General features: G+C 37.8%; 16 protein-coding genes and 2 CRISPR repeat arrays. All 16 genes read right to left on the reverse strand.

Annotated features, from left to right (window positions below):
• Nucleotides 1-366 precede the first annotated feature (366 nt).
• Nucleotides 367-1196: direct repeats of the CRISPR family, unit length 35 nt; unit sequence GTTTCAATACCGTAAACGGTAAGCACTGTTGCAAC.
• A gap of 436 nt (nucleotides 1197-1632) precedes the next feature.
• The 16 genes from B1A77_RS02595 to B1A77_RS10140 all read right to left on the reverse strand — a co-directional run bounded on the left by B1A77_RS02595 (nucleotide 1633) and on the right by B1A77_RS10140 (nucleotide 20753).
• Entirely contained in the window at nucleotides 1633-3888 is a 2256-nt protein-coding gene (locus B1A77_RS02595; protein ID WP_077707838.1) for a hypothetical protein, read from the reverse strand.
• Nucleotides 3889-4004: 116 nt separating this feature from the next.
• The gene (locus tag B1A77_RS02600; protein WP_077707839.1) at nucleotides 4005-4541 is read right to left on the reverse strand and encodes a hydrolase; all 537 of its coding nucleotides are present in this window, start codon (nucleotides 4539-4541) and stop codon (nucleotides 4005-4007) included.
• Nucleotides 4542-4567: 26 nt separating this feature from the next.
• Complete coding sequence (locus B1A77_RS02605; RefSeq protein WP_237301802.1) at nucleotides 4568-5515, reverse strand: DNA-processing protein DprA; 948 nt, start codon at nucleotides 5513-5515, stop codon at nucleotides 4568-4570.
• Nucleotide 5516: 1 nt separating this feature from the next.
• The gene (locus tag B1A77_RS02610; protein ID WP_237301804.1) at nucleotides 5517-6179 is read right to left on the reverse strand and encodes a phosphoribosyltransferase; all 663 of its coding nucleotides are present in this window, start codon (nucleotides 6177-6179) and stop codon (nucleotides 5517-5519) included.
• Between the two features lie 350 nt (nucleotides 6180-6529).
• Entirely contained in the window at nucleotides 6530-7333 is an 804-nt protein-coding gene (gene cas6 / locus B1A77_RS02615) for a CRISPR system precrRNA processing endoribonuclease RAMP protein Cas6 (protein ID WP_077707841.1), read from the reverse strand.
• Complete coding sequence (locus tag B1A77_RS02620) at nucleotides 7333-9342, reverse strand: TIGR03986 family type III CRISPR-associated RAMP protein (RefSeq protein WP_077707842.1); 2010 nt, start codon at nucleotides 9340-9342, stop codon at nucleotides 7333-7335. Before B1A77_RS02620 ends, cas6 begins: the two co-directional genes overlap by 1 nt.
• A 1-nt stretch (nucleotide 9343) precedes the next feature.
• On the reverse strand, nucleotides 9344-9907 hold the full coding sequence (csx19, locus tag B1A77_RS02625; protein ID WP_077707843.1) for a type III-D CRISPR-associated protein Csx19: 564 nt from the start codon (nucleotides 9905-9907) through the stop codon (nucleotides 9344-9346).
• Nucleotides 9900-11234, reverse strand: coding sequence for an RAMP superfamily CRISPR-associated protein (locus B1A77_RS02630; protein WP_077707844.1), 1335 nt, complete (start codon nucleotides 11232-11234; stop codon nucleotides 9900-9902). Before B1A77_RS02630 ends, csx19 begins: the two co-directional genes overlap by 8 nt.
• Nucleotides 11235-11247: 13 nt before the next feature.
• Nucleotides 11248-12828 carry a hypothetical protein gene (locus tag B1A77_RS02635; RefSeq protein WP_077707845.1) on the reverse strand — a complete coding sequence of 527 codons (1581 nt, stop codon included), beginning with the start codon at nucleotides 12826-12828 and terminating at the stop codon, nucleotides 11248-11250.
• Nucleotides 12816-13463, reverse strand: coding sequence for an RAMP superfamily CRISPR-associated protein (locus B1A77_RS02640; RefSeq protein ID WP_077707846.1), 648 nt, complete (start codon nucleotides 13461-13463; stop codon nucleotides 12816-12818). The genes B1A77_RS02635 and B1A77_RS02640 overlap by 13 nt, the downstream gene beginning before the upstream one ends.
• A gap of 2 nt (nucleotides 13464-13465) precedes the next feature.
• Entirely contained in the window at nucleotides 13466-15067 is a 1602-nt protein-coding gene (locus B1A77_RS02645; protein ID WP_077707847.1) for a Cas10/Cmr2 second palm domain-containing protein, read from the reverse strand.
• 30 nt (nucleotides 15068-15097) lie between these two features.
• Nucleotides 15098-15463 carry a hypothetical protein gene (locus B1A77_RS02650; RefSeq protein ID WP_008601959.1) on the reverse strand — a complete coding sequence of 122 codons (366 nt, stop codon included), beginning with the start codon at nucleotides 15461-15463 and terminating at the stop codon, nucleotides 15098-15100.
• Between the two features lie 192 nt (nucleotides 15464-15655).
• Nucleotides 15656-16651, reverse strand: a complete 996-nt coding sequence (gene cas1, locus B1A77_RS02655) for a CRISPR-associated endonuclease Cas1 (protein WP_237301807.1) — start codon at nucleotides 16649-16651, stop codon at nucleotides 15656-15658.
• Nucleotides 16652-16668: 17 nt separating this feature from the next.
• Nucleotides 16669-16944, reverse strand: coding sequence for a CRISPR-associated endonuclease Cas2 (gene cas2 / locus B1A77_RS02660; RefSeq protein ID WP_232197509.1), 276 nt, complete (start codon nucleotides 16942-16944; stop codon nucleotides 16669-16671).
• Between the two features lie 114 nt (nucleotides 16945-17058).
• Complete coding sequence (locus tag B1A77_RS02665; RefSeq protein ID WP_237301809.1) at nucleotides 17059-17457, reverse strand: DUF805 domain-containing protein; 399 nt, start codon at nucleotides 17455-17457, stop codon at nucleotides 17059-17061.
• Nucleotides 17458-18094: 637 nt separating this feature from the next.
• Nucleotides 18095-19367: direct repeats of the CRISPR family, unit length 35 nt; unit sequence GTTTCAATACCGTAAACGGTAAGAGCTGTTGCAAC.
• A 1185-nt stretch (nucleotides 19368-20552) separates the two neighbouring features.
• Nucleotides 20553-20753, reverse strand: coding sequence for a hypothetical protein (locus B1A77_RS10140; protein WP_187658829.1), 201 nt, complete (start codon nucleotides 20751-20753; stop codon nucleotides 20553-20555).
• Between the last annotated feature and the right edge of the window lie 279 nt (nucleotides 20754-21032).

Here is a 21032-nt window from a genome sequence, read left to right on the forward strand (position 1 = left end):
TATAATTTATTGTTTCCGTCCCCATCAGGGGATTATTTAATTTAACCCTGTCTCTGAAACAACAGATATTTACTGGTTCCAAAATGCAAAAAACGGCGGAGATTGTAAATCCACCCCAAAAGGCACTTTAGCGAGCTAAAATAACGCCATTTAACCGCACCACTATCATAACGGCGCAGATTTGGTTTTCCGAGTTTTAAATCTAGCTATATTATACCATAAACAAAAAAAATAGAACCATTGGCATTAGTGAGATAACTCTATCAATATGTCAAACTAAAAATAATGGTTCTATTAATATACTATAAACGTTAATTGTTGTTGCAACCTAATCATTGATACTTGTGGTATGCTTGAAGCTTACTCGTTTCAATACCGTAAACGGTAAGCACTGTTGCAGCAGGATATTATGAAAAAAGAATATTTAGTTGAAAAAGTTTCAATACCGTAAACGGTAAGCACTGTTGCAACTTTTGGCAATAACGATTCCTCGATCATGAATCGTTTACCGTTTCAATACCGTAAACGGTAAGCACTGTTGCAACTTGGCTAAAATTGGTATAGATGGAAGTCAATATGGAACGTTTCAATACCGTAAACGGTAAGCACTGTTGCAACCTAAATGGCTTCAAAAGCTAAAAGATACTAATCAGTTTCAATACCGTAAACGGTAAGCACTGTTGCAACATAATAACGATTACGACACAATTTATTTTTGTGTTGAGGTTTCAATACCGTAAACGGTAAGCACTGTTGCAACTCTAAAAAACCAATGCTTAAAATACAAATGGATTTAAGTTTCAATACCGTAAACGGTAAGCACTGTTGCAACAAGAAGGTCATCGAATACGTGATGACCATATGACATAGACGTTTCAATACCGTAAACGGTAAGCACTGTTGCAACTCATTAGTCATCTTAAGTTTAATTGTTGTATTCATAGTTTCAATACCGTAAACGGTAAGCACTGTTGCAACACCCTAATTCTTTCGACTCTTTCATATTTATTATTAGTTTCAATACCGTAAACGGTAAGCACTGTTGCAACAATTAATACAGATGGTCTTGATAAACTTTGGGGCGAACGTTTCAATACCGTAAACGGTAAGCACTGTTGCAACCCAAAAATTGTATTGCTATAGTTCCCAAATTGGATAGTAGTTTCAATACCGTAAACGGTAAGCACTGTTGCAACAGCATGCCTCAGAAGGCCAGTATTCATAGGGCTTAAAAATAGGTTTTAGCAAACCTCACACCGTAAACAGTCAAATTAGACTCCCATGGGATTAAAAATGCCGATGAGCATAGGTAAATACTGGTGGTAAATGATTTTTCTAAGGTTATAGTAATTATAAGGTTTTTCATATTTTGCGTCAATATTTAATTCATTTTCTTTTCATTATATTTTAAGGAAATACTATTAATAAAATTTTGATAGTTAATCTTTTTCAATAAATAGTTTAAACAAAATAACCCGCCTAAAATTTTGTTAGGCGGGTTATTTTTTTATCTTTAAGGCATAAAGATTATAACTATATAGTTATATTTTAGGCTCACAACCTCAATCTATATATAAAATTTTGCATGGAAACCTTTATAAAAACAGGTATATAAATTTCTCTATATAGTCTCTATTTATACATATAAAATACATACTTATCTAATACTTTTTTATATTCTTCTATGGTGTCATAAGTCACGGTACTATCTTTAATCCAATCTTCAAATTTCAAATCTGGTCCACTATAGCCGAAGTCTTTGTAGGTCTTCCATATGCCACCATGTTGTTCTTCGTATTGTTCCCAGCGTGCTTCGCCGAAAGTAGCCAAGGAAAGGGCTTTGTGATAGTGTTCTTTCGCTATCTCTATATTTCCTAACGATTCATTAACTTGCGCTATTAGGTAGTAGTCGAAGAAAGGCCATCTATACCCACTTGGTGCATCCTCCATAGGTTCTTTCTTATTAGGAATAGCCATATCAAATTCTTTTTTATATTTCTCAGCTCGTTGGATATCTCCAAAATGAACAGCTAGTTTAATCATATAGTTAGCACATAGCTCATAGTCATTTATGCCATAAAAAATAGGTATATAGTCCTGTTGTTCCCATTGATCTGCTATTTCATTCCAAAATTCTTTATCAATATCATCTAAGTAGAACGTCCACAACGCTTTCAGCCATAAATAGAAATCTCTGTTAGAATAATTTTCACAATATTTACCATTTTCACCGTATAACAGTATATTCTTTTGTACTTTGTAGTCTGAATCTATCCCCAATATTGGTGGATATAGTTCTTTAATATACCGTTCATAGCCAGGTTGATTATTGGTTTCTACATAATAATGTAGCAAAGCATAGCGTAAATCTTCTGTATTAAAAGCATGTTCTGGATCGTCTAAATTCTCAAAAATAGAATCCATCTGTTCTTTATACAAAACTGGATCTTGCTGTTGCATAACCATTAGATCTTGTAGTATTGGCTCTATTCTTTCATCTCCTAAACAAGCATAGGCTAAAGCTCGATACCACTGAGATATGCGAGATGCTTTCACCAAATACTCAACTTGCCAAGTATCTGTCGCAGAAATTTGTACCTTTGCAAGTTGAGTATCTAACTTATCTACAATCGGTAGAATAGAGGCATACATACGTCTATTAAAGGCATGTCGACATGCGTCAATCATACAATAAAAGGTACAGCACAGACGCACGTCTAGAGTTAGTACTTTTGCTAAATCTTGCTGCTTATAGATATCTCGTCCATCCAAACGTTTTTCATATATCTCCTCAAAAATAGACTGCACGGACTCATCATGAGTGAGTATAAAGTTAAGATAGTCCTTACGTTGCTCATTTTGGGGAGATAACTGAACTAACAGTTTTTCTCGTGTAAGGTCTTTTACAAGGTTATCAAGTAAAGGTTCCACAAGATATTGTTTCTCATAGCCGATTACCCCATTGTCATAGCATGGAAAATCATCATTATAAACGCTAAGAATTTGTAAATAATCATGCATAGCATAGGCATCTAATAATTTATCTATCCAAATATTACATTCATCATAAATGGATATGCTAAAACATCTATTGTTAATCATAAAACACTTATGTAAACTACAACACATCTCACAGACAAATGGATCCTCTGTTAAAGCAGCTAACTGTTCACTCTCTGTATCACCTTCCATTGCTTGTACCATGTAAGCACCAAAGGCATCAGTGATTAATAGGAACTCTGTATTAATTATCGTAGGTTCGTCCATGGTATGGGTATTGGAAATTGAGGAAACCGACAATGGAGATGGTACTGTTTCACGCTCGAGATCTTCCAAAATCTGTTGAACTGTTGTGACAGATAAGGGGGTATCAATATGAAATGCACCGTCTAAATAACCAAAAAAAGCATCTGGTTCAAAGAAGGCCTTTAAAAAATATCTAAGCATATGATCGAATATATACTGAGCCTCCTCTTTAGAAGATTGATGTGTTGGGAATAGCATATCCCTACCTCGATAGCTTTTATACATAGGATAAATAGTATAATATCCATCACGAGGTTCAGATAATAATGGTTCCCCATTATAGGTACCATGACTAATAAACTCTGGCAAACAATTGATAATTTCTGTTCGCAACTCCTCTATAGGCTTTCCCCAGTCATTGCAAAGTGCTTTTACAAAAGCACGAATACGTTTACACTCTAAATCATAACTTTTTCGAGCTGCCTCCACATCCTCTTGTTCATCCTCTAGGAAACATCGATCTGGTACATAATAATCCAAAGCAAGCAAAAATGTCGTTGTTTCCTTTCCTTCTATAGGTGGAAACAACGATGGTCGAATAGCATTAAATATACCTGTTGTACTTAAGGTTAAAAATCTCATAAACCCTCCCTGTCCGCAATACTACATAAAAACAAACTCTCTTTATTCAAACGGTTTAACATATGACAGCTATTTGCTCAATTATTACATTAAATCTTATTTCTCTATTTAATACCCTATGCAACTGTTTCCGCTTTCACTTCAACAGCCATTACAGTCATACCTAGCTTTCGCAGATGGTTAATGACCTCAGGATTGTCTTCGTGAAAGCATAGTTCCTCTGGTTCACAATCAAAGAGCACACAGAAATCTTGTACCGCATGGGATATATCGTTCTCTGTTTTATTGCTAAAGCGTATCGCTCTATAATCAGTGACCATATGGTGTCTTAGCAACATGCGTATCCGTTCAGGATTAGCCGCTGTCCATAAGGCACATCGCTCTCTGCCATATGTGCTGAGCACACGAGCTACAGAGGAATTCAATTGAGACATATCTAAGTGGCTTTCTACATATGATTGTTTTAGGGTAGCGATATGAACTAAGTCATACTCTGACAGCTGTGGATACCATTCCTGTACGATTTCACGAGTAATACGTGGCACGACCTTACGGGGTTCTAATGCCATACATGCCAAAGCGTGTACATAGCCAGCTGTATTTAATTCATCGGTAAAGACCAATGTATTATCTACATCTACAATGTGAAACATGAGAACCTCCTTTAGTCATATACATATCAAAATAGTTTTTGCTGTGCCTCTAGAGCTGGATTTACAAGGCCTACTAGGTCATCCACCGTTACCGATGTATACCCCGCAGCACTTACCACACTTGGAATTGTCACTAATTGCCGCGCTTTTTGTCGTGAAATCAAGTTACGGTTCAGTTTCATCTCTAACACTTCGCTATCTGTCGTTTCATCGTACATAGCACAGGCAAGATGTCCGTAAGAATATGCTTTTCCCATAGCATGGCGGGATCCACTGTCTCCATCACGGCCTTCATAGCTTGCGATGAGCACTACAGCCTTGGCAAATAACGCTTGCAACCGATCTCGCTCTACATAACGATTAATCGCTTCATTACGACTACGTGGCCCATTGTAGTATTCAGAAATAACAAGACCACCTTTTTCGATAATTTGATGGGCCATGTCCCGATGGTCTGCCGGTGAAATAGCATTTAATGGTGATGGCAAGATGGCAATTGTTTTTCCTCCGTAATCCATACAAACGGTATGCCCAATAGCATCACAACCTTTTGCAAGGCCGCTCACAATATGCTGACTGCGCTGTACTAATTGCTCAACAATCTTACTTTCACGAGCCATGATGTCCTCGTTCGGCGTTGTGTAACCAATAACAGCCACATTCCGATTCAAATCACTCAACAAAGACAAGTCACCCTTATAAAACAAGAGATACGGACGATCCCCTTTAGGAGCGCTTTCATTAATAACTGGAAAATCCGCATCAAAGCAGCATACCGCACCGTCCATCCAGTCCATGTCATCTACCGCAACGGATAGGTCATGCACTACATCATCGATGTTTGGAATATCGCTCATCATAGCGAGGAACTCATCCTCTGTTTTCCAGTTATCATGAAAGCTCTTTCTCGTTGTAATGCGACTCGTCGTATTATGGACGGCCCAGATTTTTAAAGCTATCGGTGAAATGTTCATATTATGCCCCTTTTCTATAAGAAGAACGACGGTAGGTGTATGCCACAGCATAGAATACAACACGAGCTGCGCCCGCATCATATAATGCCTGAATACAATCCTCATCAACGTTCACTGTTTTTGTATAAATATCATCAATTAAAATAACCGTTTTGTCTCGAACTACATCGGCATTGATATGACAAGTGTCATTTGTAATCCCCACATAGGGCTCGCTACCACAATTATCAAAGCCTGGCAAATTTTTATGAATATGTGTTGTCTTCGTATTTGTATGTCGCATAATACAACTGATGCCATCTGTGATACCTGAGTATCCGTTGGCCTGTAATATTCTGACACACTCTTGCACCGCATCGCGGAAGCCCAACTGGTTAGGTGACATAAATGCTTTAGATCTAGGTACAACAGCAACAACCGCCTCCTCAAGCTTTTCAGCCTTCATGATATCGGGTATATCCCTTTTTACTCTATCATACACTTCCTGACGGGCAGATTTTAAGACACTAGGACAATAGTTGTTCAATGTATTTTTTAAGGTATTAAGAAAATCAGGATTTCCTGGCTCACGAAAGCGCAAATACAAGTCACGATAATAACCAACACAATCACGAGATAAATATTCATTGCTAGATAAAGTAAAACGTCTAATTAACTGTTCCATATGAACCTCCATATATATAAAAAACTACATAATTATTGTTAAACCTGTGGGGTGTCCATCACTCAATTTCAAACCGTCAAGGACGGTCTCCAAACAAAGGAGATTTATGTGTGTAGAGAGAAGAAAATTTATTTTTAAAAGGAGAACTATCATGCTACTTGATGTTTCAACCCCTCAGGTTTAACTTGTGTGTTCATTATACGGATTAAACAAAAATAGAGATAATCAAAAAAACTAGGAACAAAAAAAGAGGTCTCAAAGACATCTATAACAGATGCCTTTAAGACCTCTTTACTTGAGAGTAACTATATTTGAACTCCCATAGAATTCAGCTGTACGGGCTATAAACCCTATTTGTTTTGTAATGTCACATGCACTTGACCAAGACTTTGGCTAGACAAACGACCTATGCCACAATGCTGTCCAAAAAGAGCCAAAATGGTGATAAGTTGATTTTCCTCTTCTGTTAGTCTGGAGATATTAAAGATAAACTTACCTACAAAACCAGTAAGCCCTCGATCACGACCATAAAACACTCGTTTTGTATAACCTTCCCAACGTTCAAGGGTAACCTTCTCAACGACCGTCCGTATTAAATCCTTATTTAATGCGTCGGTCATATCACCAGCATTCCATTTGTCTACGAGAGAGGAGAAAATAAGACTTGCTGTAGGGAAGGTTATATCTCCATGTGTTCCATTAAAGGACGTAGGCGTCATAACTTCAAAAGTAATACGTCCCACCTGTTTTGCAGAAAGGCGCCGACTAATAAGCTCCAGTTCATTATCTATTTTCAACAGTAGATTAAACGGTGCCCCGTAACGAACCCCTACAATTGTAGTTCGTAGTCTACCAAAGACTAATTCTAAGCCCTCAGATATACCTTCTAGTAATCCCCATAACTCACTATGCCATACAGAAACATGTAAATATAAGATATCCCCACGTCGAATGATATTATCTTGACGAGGCTCTTTAAAGGATAATTGTAGTGAGAAAGGCTTTATTCCTTCCATATCATGCCACCATGTAGCCTCATCTGCATCTACATGACTAAGAATAGAGAAAAGTGCCGCATGTAGATATCGCCCAGGAAAGGCAGGCAAGCTGCCTCTATTCTGAACCTCTAAAGCAATCGTAACTGTTCCAAGCATTATTTAGACCACTTTGCGATGAAGGATTTAGGTGTATCTAACTTGCTACGGTATTTGATACGAGGATCCATTTTATTATTCTTAATAGTCATCATAGAAATACCTTCGGTCCAGTTCTTAGCTGCATTTGGACCATTCGCAATATTCCAATCTAGCATCATGAATAAATCATCTAGCATAGCTTTATAAGAGGATATGTTAGAACCTAATGCATTATCGCGATACTGAGTGAAGGATTCCACATACTCATTAGGAGTAGTTATGCTAGCTCCAGTATTCCAAGTATTCCCACCAAATAGGCTACCATAGCGTTCTTTACTATCGAAAACCGTTACAGCAGACTCTAGTTTAATACTACCAAAACCGATGGATTTCCCCATACCAAGTTTATAGTATGTACGACGATTACCGCCAGAGTAATGATCTAAATCTAGGGACATCAACAATGCACCTAGTTCAACGCTACTTAAACGTTCAAAATGAATGCGGCTTTTAAAGGTAACGCCAGTATCAACTGGACGGATTTTACGAGTACCTTGAATGGCTTTTTCCGCTTCTGTACGAGTCCAATCTTTTGCTTTTGCTAAAGGTTGATGCCAGTACATTTTATAACCGCGAATGGATGCCCCTTCGTGTCCCCAATGGTTATAAGTAGAGTGATTATCTACATCTTGCTCTAAATACAATTGAAAGGATGTTGGATTAGGCCCCATCAATGGATGTGGGTAATCAGATTGACACATTCTCACAGGTCCCACAACATGAGCATCGGAGAAGGATAAGCGGCCAGCCCAATTATCACCGTAGCCAAATACACTATCACAAAGATCCACACCATTATTATGTTGCTCTAATGTAGTTGGTAAGTGATCGCTAATTTTCAAGTCATATGCAATACGATAGAATCGACCATGACCAAAATGCTCTACAATACCATCTTTTTCAGAGAAGAAACATGGCACTACAAACTTAACATCATCACAACGAGTATAATTCTTGGCTGCATCACCAGATTTACCGACTTTTTTATCCAATAGATTTAATGTACCACGGTTCTTATCGTCTTTATAACTGTCGATACATTCTTGAAGAATCGGAATACGCTTACCTTCAAAATTACCAGGTCGAGTAATGCGCATGTAAGATTTTTTAGAGTTCATTCTACCTGTATGGATATTTACATACTGATCATTCCAATCAATAGATGGCGTATCTTTCTTCTTTTGCATTTCATAATCGCCAGAATACGACATTTTTCTAGATTCACTAGGTACAGCAAAATAGTTATTATCTACAGTCTGAATGATAAAGCCAGGTGTCGCTTTTGTAGCCGCCTTCATTTCACCTTTGCCATTCTTTTCCATCCCTACCATGCGAGAAGCATAGTATTCTTTGAGGGATTTAATAGAACTTGCAAAATCACGGAAATAAAGATATCTATCTTCGAAATCACCAAGACCCGTTCCCCGCTGGTATGGTCTAAAGCTACTAGCTGTAACAATCTTGAAGATTTCTTTTACCATACCTTTAAGGCTTGCCCCCGGAATTGTAGGATTATCTTGGCCACCATAGAATTCAAGTGGTGTATCCTCGTCTTGTTTAGATGGTCCCCCAATGAATAATGGTGTTTCAGTAGTAATCGTAAGGTCGATATAGCCTGTATGTGTGTCAGCTTGTTGTACATGATCACAGTATGCTTTTAGCACATCTTTTGTAACCCCTTCAAAGTGACCATTGTAAAACTCAGCTGGAATTACATGCTCTGGCAAGCGTACAAAATTATACGCTGCACTTGCTGGCTCACTTGGGTATTTGCTATTACCACCACTGCGATTGCCGCCTTGATTATTGTAGGAATTATTATAGCCACCAGAGCGATTTTGACCGCCACGATTGCCACCGTAATGTCTTTCATTGGCTACTTTTTCAACATCCATCCCTGGGTTATTTCGTGCAAAGAAGGCCTCACTAGCAGCATGTCTATTTTTACTTTTACCTTTACCAGCCATACTAGACCTCCTTAGCTTCAATTTTGACATATCGATAATCTGTATAACTCGCTTGATGATTATCTAAATAGCCAATGTAATTACGTGTTGTTAAATAACAGTATTGTTTTGTAGTGGATACAGGGATAATTTGTGAAAGTTTACGGCCTGTATCAATTAAGCTTGTAAAGCTTTCTACTCGGTTTAGCTGCGTACGACCCGCATCAACTTCACCAATCATACGAGAGGAAGAATCAACATATATTACAGCTTTACCAGCTTCATCGTTAATATAGCGGTACACAACCTCACCATGTTGTACAGTGAGACGCAATTCTTCCATTTCATTAAAGATACGCATATCTTGTAGATATGCTAAGTCTACATCAGTTGTTCCATCAGAAAATTGGAACCCACCTTGCTTGTAATAGCCCCATTTAACTTCATGGACAGACCACGTAATCACTAAGCCCTCTTGTTTCATCTGTTCTTTTGCTACAGCTAGTACATTCACATTAGCTGTAGGACCACATATGCCACAAGTACGTGTATATACACCTTCATAGCTATGTAATTGTTTACTCATGAGCACCCTCCTTAGCTAACATTGTATCTTCTGTAGATTGATGTAATGCTTGTACCAAAGCTTCAAGTTTAGTGGATTCACCTTCCGTAACCTTACCAGTACCATCGATACCATAGCTTTCACCATGATATTGAACCGCAACAGAGTTACCTTTAATGCGGCCATAACCGATTGTACGATTAGCGCCCAACGTAATTTGACCTGTCATAAGATCTTTTACAAGGAGTAGCACAAGGCCCGCTTCACTATCACTGCAATCTTTAACAGTCATGCGCAATGGGAATACTAACTCTTTACCTTTACCCTTACGTACAGGATGGTCTTGAAATAAAGCACCATTCATGGCACCACCTGTAAAGCGATCCACTCGAATGCGAGGTTGTTCCTCTTGTGTAAAAGATTTATCAAAGTAAACTTCATCTACCATGACACGACCTTTACGACTTTCATTAGTTTTCTCAATGCTATAGCCAAAGAGTGCATCTACCGCTTGATTACTACGGCCTAATGCCTGTAGTATACGGCTACAATAGTGACGTAATACGCCCTTAATGGATGTACCTGGAATAAAGAGAGCTACGGACTTATCTTCCCAAGCCTCTTCGAAAATAGATTTAATAAGAACTGTATCTTCTAAGCAGCATTCTATATCTATAACAAGGTCTTTTTCAGCAATCATGCATCGCTCAGGAATAGCAACAGATGTACCCGCTTTACGTAGTAACCACGCTTTTACATGTTCTGGCTTAGTGAAGTCATAATGCTCTAAAGAAATATCTTTACATGCTATGCGGCCTAAACCATTCACCGTACGAGCACCAACGGAGATGCCATTTTTAAGTAGATTAGCTAGTGCTACCAGAGCTCGCTCAATCTTATCCACTTGATTTTCGTGACATTGACGAATCACGCAATCAATACGCAATCGACCAGTCGCACCAGACTCGATTACCTCGAAGTCATATTTTGCGCCATCTTTAGTGACACCACGCACATCGTCTATACAGATGCCATCACGAACGACAATATTTGTATTATCTAATGGAATATCATTAATCTGTAATGCGCTTTGTGTACCTTTGTCATCAATGGAACCAAATAATACATCTTCAGATACAGGTTCAAGGCCTTGAATCGCTTGGCGCAATACGCCTGCTAAGGATGTCCCAGGAATGAATGGTTGACCATCGTGATAGGTTACCACGATATCATCTACTGTATCATTTAAAATATCATTACTAACACCAGCTCGAATAACGAGAGGGCTTGTGAGTTTGACAGTACCAGTTAGAGTGTACCGCCCTATTACACTTGCAGAGTTTAACATACGACGGTCCTCCTTACTTAATCTTTCTAATATGTCTAAAGAAATATGTCCAATATTCGTAGGCCACTACATTTGAAAGTTTTTGTTTGTCGAGCCCTACCATATCGACTAATTCAGCAGGAATTTCGTAGTATGTTCCACTTTCACCAGATTTTGCCAAACAAGCGGCCACTAATGTAGGAGCATCAAAATCAATGATATACTCCATCAAGTTAACACGTTTTGTTTCACTGCGCGTATAAGCATGCCCTAAATGGAACTCACGCAAGTTCTTTTCAATAACTCTAGGCTCATTTTTCTTTTGCCCTTCTGCCTTCTTGTCTTCCAAGAATTGTTGTAATTGCTTATGACCAGTTTCATGATTTGTACCAAGTTCAGTCAATAGTACAGATGCAAAATGCTTAGATATACCACTTCTAGACATAGTACGTTTAATATACGTATCTACATCGTGAGCAGCACGCAAACGAGCATTTACAATAACTTGTTTTTCCAATACCTTTTTAGCAATTTCTTGTGTTAGTGTATGTAAAGATTTGAGCTTAGGTGCTTCTTGCTTACCTAATTTCACCATCTTGAACTCGCCAGGAGTCCATAAACGGCCTTGACCGTAGCCCTCTTGAAGTCGAGTACCCATGCCGTTATACAAAATATTTTGTAGTTTATCTAGATCATCTTGAGACCAACCAGATTCCTTTACAAGCTCTACGATACTACCAGCAGATGCAGACGCTTCAGCACTACTACGAACGCCCCAAATACTATTAAAGCTTTGCTCCTCTTGATAAGAGGCAAACACAGTACCTACAGAGATATCTGAACCAATTGATTGGACTGCTTGAGCTACTACATGACCAATAGACTCATTACCTAGCACTAATGGCGTATGAAGTCTTACATATATAGAGTTACCACTATTTACTGGCGTTGGAACAGCTGTAATATCACCAATTTCAACGATACAATGACCATATTCAGTACGACGAGAGCGTCCGATATGACAATCCAACTGTTTAGGGAATTGACGAACAAACTCTTCTAATGCAGCTTTTGGCCCCACCACAGAACCTACAAATACTTGATTTGGCTCAATGTATTCATAGTTAAAAATATTTCTGCCCTCATTACTGCGACCTTGCACACGTTCTTGCTCTAAGGAACGAGACATATGTAATTTAATAGCCGTTTCAATTTGTACAGGACTACATTCCTTGCCATCTACAATGACAAAACCTTTAACACCTTTAAAACCCAAAAGATCTTTACCGGTGTAGAAGTCTACGACATCATCACTGGCATAGCCTTCTGCATTTTTATTCTTTTGTAAGCTCAACGGTGCTGGAAAAGACGTACCTTTTGGCGTATGCTTATAGGCCGCAACAAATCGCAAGTCACCATAGAATAAATTCATAAAATCTTGGTTTTTATGAGCCTCTCTACCAAGCTTATGAGAGGAAATAAACTGAGATGCGAAAAGACCGCGCAATACTCGTCCATCAATAGAGCCACGCGTAGATGTTAATACACCTGCCGTGGAGGAATTCGCAATAAGCGTTGGGGATTTAACAGTAATCGTAATATTTACTTGTTCCATAATGTACCCCCTAAAGATTCTAAATCAAAAGACGCATCATCAATTGTGCATTCTACTTGGCCAAAGCCGCGGTTACGTTTACCACCAATGCCAGTCAAATTGCGTACCGCACATGCTAAAATCAATCGTTCTATTTCCGTCATATCTTCCACATCGATTTGACCACTGAAAGCAAGAGCTCTATTGAGAACGCGAGAGTTATGCAACGTCCCCTCTAGTGCTGTACCTGTTACTTGATCGATAGATGTGTAATAACGCATAGATGTGTACTCTTCGAGGACACGTTCCTTCGTAAACACTGCTGGATATTGCTCTTCAAGAGCCGCTAATTCACTAGCTACCACGTCATAATCAGCAATTGTTAAATTAGAAATAGATAATCTAGGGTTATCCTCTGCACCTTCAAGGCGATTAAACAATACCTTTACATCATCAATAGTAAAGGTATTCAAACCTGCGGCATGCATCATTTCAGCTACTTCAATGGCACTTTCATATAAAACACCACGCACACGTTTAGCAGGAATAAAAGGAATTCCATAACGATCATGGACGATAGTGCTGTCCGTGTTGACATCGCCTTGGCCGGACATAAGCATCGTTGGCGACAATAATTTAATAGTTAATGTGTACATACTTACTCCAATCCAGGCAAAACATAATCCATTAATTCTATGGCATCAACATATGGCGTACGCATTTTACCATTTACCTTAGCCCACAGTTTTTCTTTGAAAGCATCCCAACCAGATACAGTAGGCATAAATTTATTAGTGTTGCGCAGCTGCTCGAGGAATACAGTCCACATATGTTCATTATCTTGTAATACAGAACGCAATTCTTTGACCTTATTATGAGCCAGCAAATCACCTGAATATGCTTTATCCTTAACCAAAATAAATTGATTTGTACACTCTAATAATTTTGAAAGAGCAAATATATCTTTTTCAGCTTCAATATTATCGTTAAACACTTGATATGGCCCAAAATGCATATTCCCTGTTAAACTGCTATATTCATTAGCAAAAAACTGCTCCAAAGTAGGTGCGGTCTCACCATGAAGGAACGCAAAATCCATCCAACAAGACTCATTAACCTTGTGCACCGCATTATATTCACGCATTTTAGATTTAGCGCTATCGCAAAGCTGCTCTGCCATTTCATAGCCTCTAAAGAATGGGTAAGACGTAGGAATTACAGCAATACCAGCGCAAGAAGAAATGGATATGCCGTTCTTATCACTCAAGAGTTGTTGCATTAAATAGTGAGAGGCTTGCACTGCAATACGAGCATTGCAAATAAAAGTAATATCATCGCCACCAATGATAATCGGACGGATTGGCAACATATTCTTAGACAATTCGAGGTTTTCATCAAGAATATCGTATTTATCAATAATCCATTGCACCAATGCTTTAAAGCTCTCCAATGTTTTTGTAGCTACACGTTTAGAAAGAGCACTGCGTTCTTCTAATGTTTTACATTGTCTAAAGTGAGCACCCATGTTATTACCATCGATATGAACAATAGCAATATCATTAATTCCTGTTTTACTCTTTTCGGTAGATTGGTTTTGACCTAACTCTTCAAATTCAGATGGAAATACCCAATCAGTCGTTTCCGTACCAAATAAGTCTATTTTTAACCGGCTATTCGCAGCCTCAAAGGCTTCAAATTTAGCTGTGAAGGATGTAGCAACTAAGCGCTTTTCATCGCCAAAGCTTTGCGTTGTATCTGCTACATCACCACTGAAATCACAAATAGTTGTCAAACCTGTATTAGCAGGATGCACTATTGGATTCAATGCAAATTGATTAGCTTTCAATTGTTTATATAATTTGCCGAGATCTGCAGAAAACTGTGTTCCATCAAGAGTAATGTAACCAGTTGTGGCACCTACTTTTAGACCTGGATACTGCACCAAAACTTGAGTCGTAAATTTCTTAACAATATCTTGAACCAAACTTTCATGTTTATCATCTATAAGAACCAGAGCATTACCGCCGCCAATATACGCAACGTATATAGTTTTTGGAAGAGATGTAATGCTGTCACTACGTGTCAACCAGGATGTAGTGTCAGCCTCTACCCCAAGCTTATTGATAATTTCTTTACACAATACATCCTCAAACAATCTATCCACAATAAACGATGCTCCAACATTGGCCTTCAGTTTATTGTTAGCAAAAATATACTTTTGAATAGACTGCACATCAAACAATATGGCATTTACTTGCATAGGCTCACTCCTTACCTATTAACACAACATTTATAAATGACAATATTCTCGAAATTGAACAAACTGAAAGTTGACGATTTTCTCATTTATGCCTGCTTCGTAAGATTCACTCACCAAGCGCTCACTAGTGGCTACTAATACAGTAATTCCCACTGCTAATAGTCGTTCCACTAAAGCGTGACAGTATACAAATTCCCCCTGGCACAAGACAGCCTGTGGATTGAGACTTATAATCCTCCCTGCATATTCCTGTACTAGCTGCCCAATTTCACCAGATGGTAACGCTGGATCAATGAGGGGAAATGGTATATCTACCACCTCACCATATTGATGAGCTGCTGCCAACTGTTCATCCGACCAATATTGAGAAGGATGATTCGTATGATTGATAAACATAACCACTCCTCACTATACAAACTACAAAACAAAATTCATTTATTATTCATCTTTAATAATAGCAAATCGTATAAAAAAAATCACTCATAAATACATGATTTATGAAAGATTTTTCATATTTTATAAATTGTATATAATTACACGAATGTATAGGCTGATACCATATTTTTACATATACATCGACCCCTACTATCAAGATATATTCTCAGATTTTTCAATATCTACTGTTTCACCTAACGATTTGAGATATGAAATAAAAGCTTGTATTTCTTGTTGAATCCATTTTCTTGGTGCTAGATTATCAAGACGAGAAAGCTCCGCTTTCATATAGTCCTCATAAAGCTCCACCCATTTCTTATTGGTCTCTTTAGATAAAAAACAACCTCGTTCTGATAGATCAAAATCTTCAGGGAGCATCATATGACGATTCAATAGTTTTAATACAAAGCGATCGATTATATCTTGTCTAAATATATCCATTACATCGTATACTAAACTATCCTTTCGATTATTCGTGCTATGTAAAACACCTATACGTACATCTAAACCAGCAGTCAACAAACAGGCACGGACTTCCCGTTCTAAAAACGAATAGCCATAACTCAAGATAGCGTTAACAGGATCAGGACTAGGATGACGTTTACGACCAGAAAATTCCCATGGTTCAGATAATACATGCCCTAATACAGAAAAATAAGTCCTAGATGCTAAACCCTCTATACCACGTAATGTGTCTACTTTTTTTGTTCTTTCTACACGTTTCAGCAATGCTTGCATCGTTCTATGTACGACCACAAAATTTGGAATGCACTTACTCTTTTTGTACTGATTCAACAAGGCTATCTGACCTTTAATCTTACGACGAACAATATATTTTGCCCCATCTAAGGCAAATTCTTGATTTTGAAAGCATGCTACTTGCCACAATAAACGTTGTAAAGTCGTATGCTCATCCCCTAAGGTCCCTACAAGCTGATACTTATGATCTACAAACTGAATGAGAGAACCTTGCTTCACTAAAGAAAACATAACCTGCGTAGAAATTTGAATCGTTCGACCTAATACAAGATTTGATACAGTCGCTATAGGAATTTCTTTAATAACAGAATGATCTTTTTCAAGTACTAACAATCCTCCATCTTGCCGTATCGATATACCAGGTGTCATTACATATAAAGTTTCTAACATCACAACCTCCTAAAAAATTAAATAATCAACATCTTATCCTCTGTTAATGGAATCATTTTATTACACCATATAGGTGTCTTAGCTGTGTCAGAAATAGAGACGATGAGGAGGCGCCGTGTTTCATCCCCTTGTGTTAGTACCTCGAGCTTTTTGGCAATCGTTTCTACTCTAACGTGAGCATGAACACATAAAAACACACTATACTGTACGCGGTAACAGAAGGATTCTAAATACTTAACTACCTTATTTCTAATTTTAGTATCGGAAATATCATAAGAAATAAGATACCGCATCAGAACCTCCTGTATCTTTACTTTCTACCATTAGTCAGAGAATCAAAAATCATAAGCAATACAATCCCACACAAAAATATCCCTATGAAGCCAGTCATTCCATTTACTCCTTTATTAAACAACAATCATTGAATCCGGTCTTTCACCATAATTATTAGGATCTTCATCCCCTGGCATAAGCACTAAACCAATTTTTACAAATCCCATTATTTTAGCCAAAGTGGGCTCAAAAATAGCTATTATAGCGGCTACAATATAAATACCTGCTAAATAAGTTGGTCCATTTAAATCATGAATACGCCGCGATGCAATAGCTAACTCTCGAACAACAGAATACCCTATGATTGACCAACCCAATACCCAGAAAAACTTTGATACAGGGGCAAGACTAATACAAAGGCCCCCAAGATAGCCAATACCAATAATCATCAACAAATTCATAAAATAAGAGCGACGATTCATACGCCCTGATAAGGACAACATAGACTTTAATTCTTGCTGTAAATTTTCCATAATACCCTCCTTAATAATCATTCCGTGATGGTAATACAAACCACACCAATAAAGTTAAAAACAACATTGCCATATACTACCTCCTATATAAGACCAATTAAACTTGTTGAGTTCATTATACGAATCATACTAAAAGTAAACTAATCAGAAAAACTAGGAACAAAAAAAGAACTGTATCTTTGTGTAACATACACAAGAACACAGTTCTTTATTATTATGTAATTTTTAAGTTAGATATTCCCATTCTTCGACGCATACCGTAAACGGTAAGAGCTGTTGCAACTGTAAATTTACCTAAAGCTACTGAAATTGATAAAGAGTTTCAATACCGTAAACAGTAAGCTGAATCCTTTATCACCTTCGTTTTACCTTTACTTCGTTCAGGTACTTGAGATGTGCGGACCTCATCGTCGCTTTGATTCTCTGCTGTCTCGCACCCTTCTGCGCATACCGTAAACGGTAAGCACTGTTGCAACTATCGCGAAATTCGCTAGTGATAAACGTGTGCAACCGATGTTTCAATACCGTAAACGGTAAGCTGAATCCCTTATCACCCTTGTTTTACCTTCACTTCGTTCAGGTACTTGAGATGTGCGGACCTCATCGTCGCTTTGCTCCTCTGCTGTCTCGCACCCTTCTGCGCATACCGTAAACGGTAAGAGCTGTTGCAACAAGGTGGAAGGCGTCGATGTATACCGTCCGGTTTTCAAGTTTCAATACCGTAAACGGTAAGAGCTGTTGCAACAAGGTGGAAGGCGTCGATGTATACCGTCCGGTTTTCAAGTTTCAATACCGTAAACGGTAAGAGCTGTTGCAACTCCCAAATCATTCTGAAACACCATGATAAAGATAGTAATCGTTTCAATACCGTAAACGGTAAGAGCTGTTGCAACCAGAACGTAGCGATTTATTAGTACCAGCTGAAGTTGTGCGGTTTCAATACCGTAAACGGTAAGAGCTGTTGCAACTTCAAGAAGAATGGAACGCTACTGATTTAATTGAGTTTCAATACCGTAAACGGTAAGAGCTGTTGCAACGATATGGATACGATGTATGTAGATAAAGAACGCTATAGGTTTCAATACCGTAAACGGTAAGAGCTGTTGCAACATAATTCTCATCGGTGAGACTCTCCATTGAATATAGGTTTCAATACCGTAAACGGTAAGAGCTGTTGCAACAAAAAAGATTTAGAATATTTAATACAAGAAAATAAGCGGTTTCAATACCGTAAACGGTAAGAGCTGTTGCAACAATTAAAATAAAGAGAAAGGGTGAACTGTCTTGTGCACTGTTTCAATACCGTAAACGGTAAGAGCTGTTGCAACTTTGTGCTATTGCACAATTAGTTTTAGGTAGTTATTTCTCGTTTCAATACCGTAAACGGTAAGAGCTGTTGCAACATGAACAAAAAGATCGAAAAGATGACTTTAGATTTTGTTTCAATACCGTAAACGGTAAGAGCTGTTGCAACACTGATGTAGAAGACATCGAAGTTGGTTATATTCAAGGTTTCAATACCGTAAACGGTAAGAGCTGTTGCAACGATAGAAAACTTTCAACATACAACATCGATATTTTTTAAGTTTCAATACCGTAAACGGTAAGAGCTGTTGCAACTAGTCATATGACCATATGTATCACGGCGTTGAATACGTTTCAATACCGTAAACGGTAAGAGCTGTTGCAACCCTCATTTAATTAATTAAAATTATTTTATTTTGGCAGTTTCAATACCGTAAACGGTAAGAGCTGTTGCAACCACCGATGCCGATAGATTTAGTTGCGTTTGCCAAGATGCCAGTTTCAATACCGTAAACGGTAAGAGCTGTTGCAACTGCAACATCTCGTTCTATTAAACCAGGCGAGAAGGTAGTTTCAATACCGTAAACGGTAAGAGCTGTTGCAACAGCGTGCCTCAGAAAGCCAGTATTCATGGGCCTTAAAAATAGGTTTTGGCAAACCTCACACCGTAAACGGTCAGATTGGGCTCCCATTTGATCAAAAATGCCGATGAGCATAGGTAAATACTGATGGTAAATGATTTTTCTAAGGTTACAGTAATTATAAGGGTTTCTGAATATTACGTCAATATTCTTTATCATTTTCTTTTTGTCCTATTTTTATTAAAATACTGGTATTATCTAAGTTTAGCAAGCTTTAAATTAATTTTAATACCTTAGAAAAGGATTTAGTCTATCTGCAACATATAAAAAAGACCTACCCATATGACATCATACGAATAGGCCTATATACAATTAAATTCCATCATTACTTTTACTATTAATCCTCGAGATACCAAGCGAATATATACAACAATAATAATCCTACTAAAGCTGACATGAACAACACCCACCTATCCCTAATCAAATAATTCGTCTAGTACAAAATCTACTGCTTCATCAACAGCTATTTCTATTACTAGATCCAATAGTTCATCCATATTTTCACCTCATTACAATTAAAACCTTTTAATACAATCCTTAAAACTTACATCTCCTGTTTTCTACTAATTTGTATTGTAACAATTGTTTCATACTATTTTCTCCTTGCATTAGTCCTCAAATAATTTACATACTATTAATCCTACGGCAAAGCCTATATATGGATACATACTATCATCTACCTTTCTTAATATATCAACCAACAACTAGTCATCAGACTTAACGGCTTGATATACGGACACACCTAATAATACACCTGCTGCAAAACCTTCCCATGCGGCTGCGGCCGCTGCTGCTGCAAATAATGGTAGCATATTAATTCCTCCTAAAATACATATAAACAAAACAAATCCTTTGACATTTACAATTTCAAATATCCAATTCTACAAGTCATTCATTACCTCCCAACTCATATGACTAAATTAACTATCCATAGTATAACCTTATCAAAGATACAATTGAATTCATAAAAACTAAGGCGAACTATCATCTTTATAATTCATAGTATTTCCCTTTGGGCTACAAAATAATTATAGAATGAAAATCGACGAGTCCATATTCAAAAAAACTAAGACGCAAAAAAGGGTGAATCTAAAGATTCACCCTTTTACATTAAATATGAAAATACACAATCATAAACGATAAAAACTGTTACTTTGTCACCTTCGTTTTACCTTCACTTCGTTCAGGTACTTGAGATGTGCGGACCTCATCGTCGCTTTGCTCCTCTGCTGTCTCGCATCCTTCGGCGCATACCGTAAACGGTAAGTACTGTTGCAACAATATAATACTTTCGAAGAATCCCGGCCCATCTGGCTGTTTCAACACCGTAAACAGTAAGTACTGTTGCAACCTTGCCGCAATGCAAGCACAGAATGCAATGCTTATGGAGTTTCAATACCGTAAACGGTAAGTACTGTTGCAACTCGAAGAAGTTCGTGAAATCTTCGGGAAAGGAGTAAAGTTTCAATACCGTAAACGGTAGGTACTGTTGCAACTTTAATACATTGCAATATGCAGTATTGGTATGCATGATTGCGTTTCAATACCGTAAACGGTAGGCTGAATCCCTTATCACCTTCGTTTTACCTTCACTTCGTTCAGGTACTTGAGATGTGCGGACCTCATCGT

The organism is Veillonella parvula (genome assembly GCF_002005185.1).
In the GTDB taxonomy this organism is placed as follows: domain Bacteria; phylum Bacillota; class Negativicutes; order Veillonellales; family Veillonellaceae; genus Veillonella; species Veillonella parvula_M.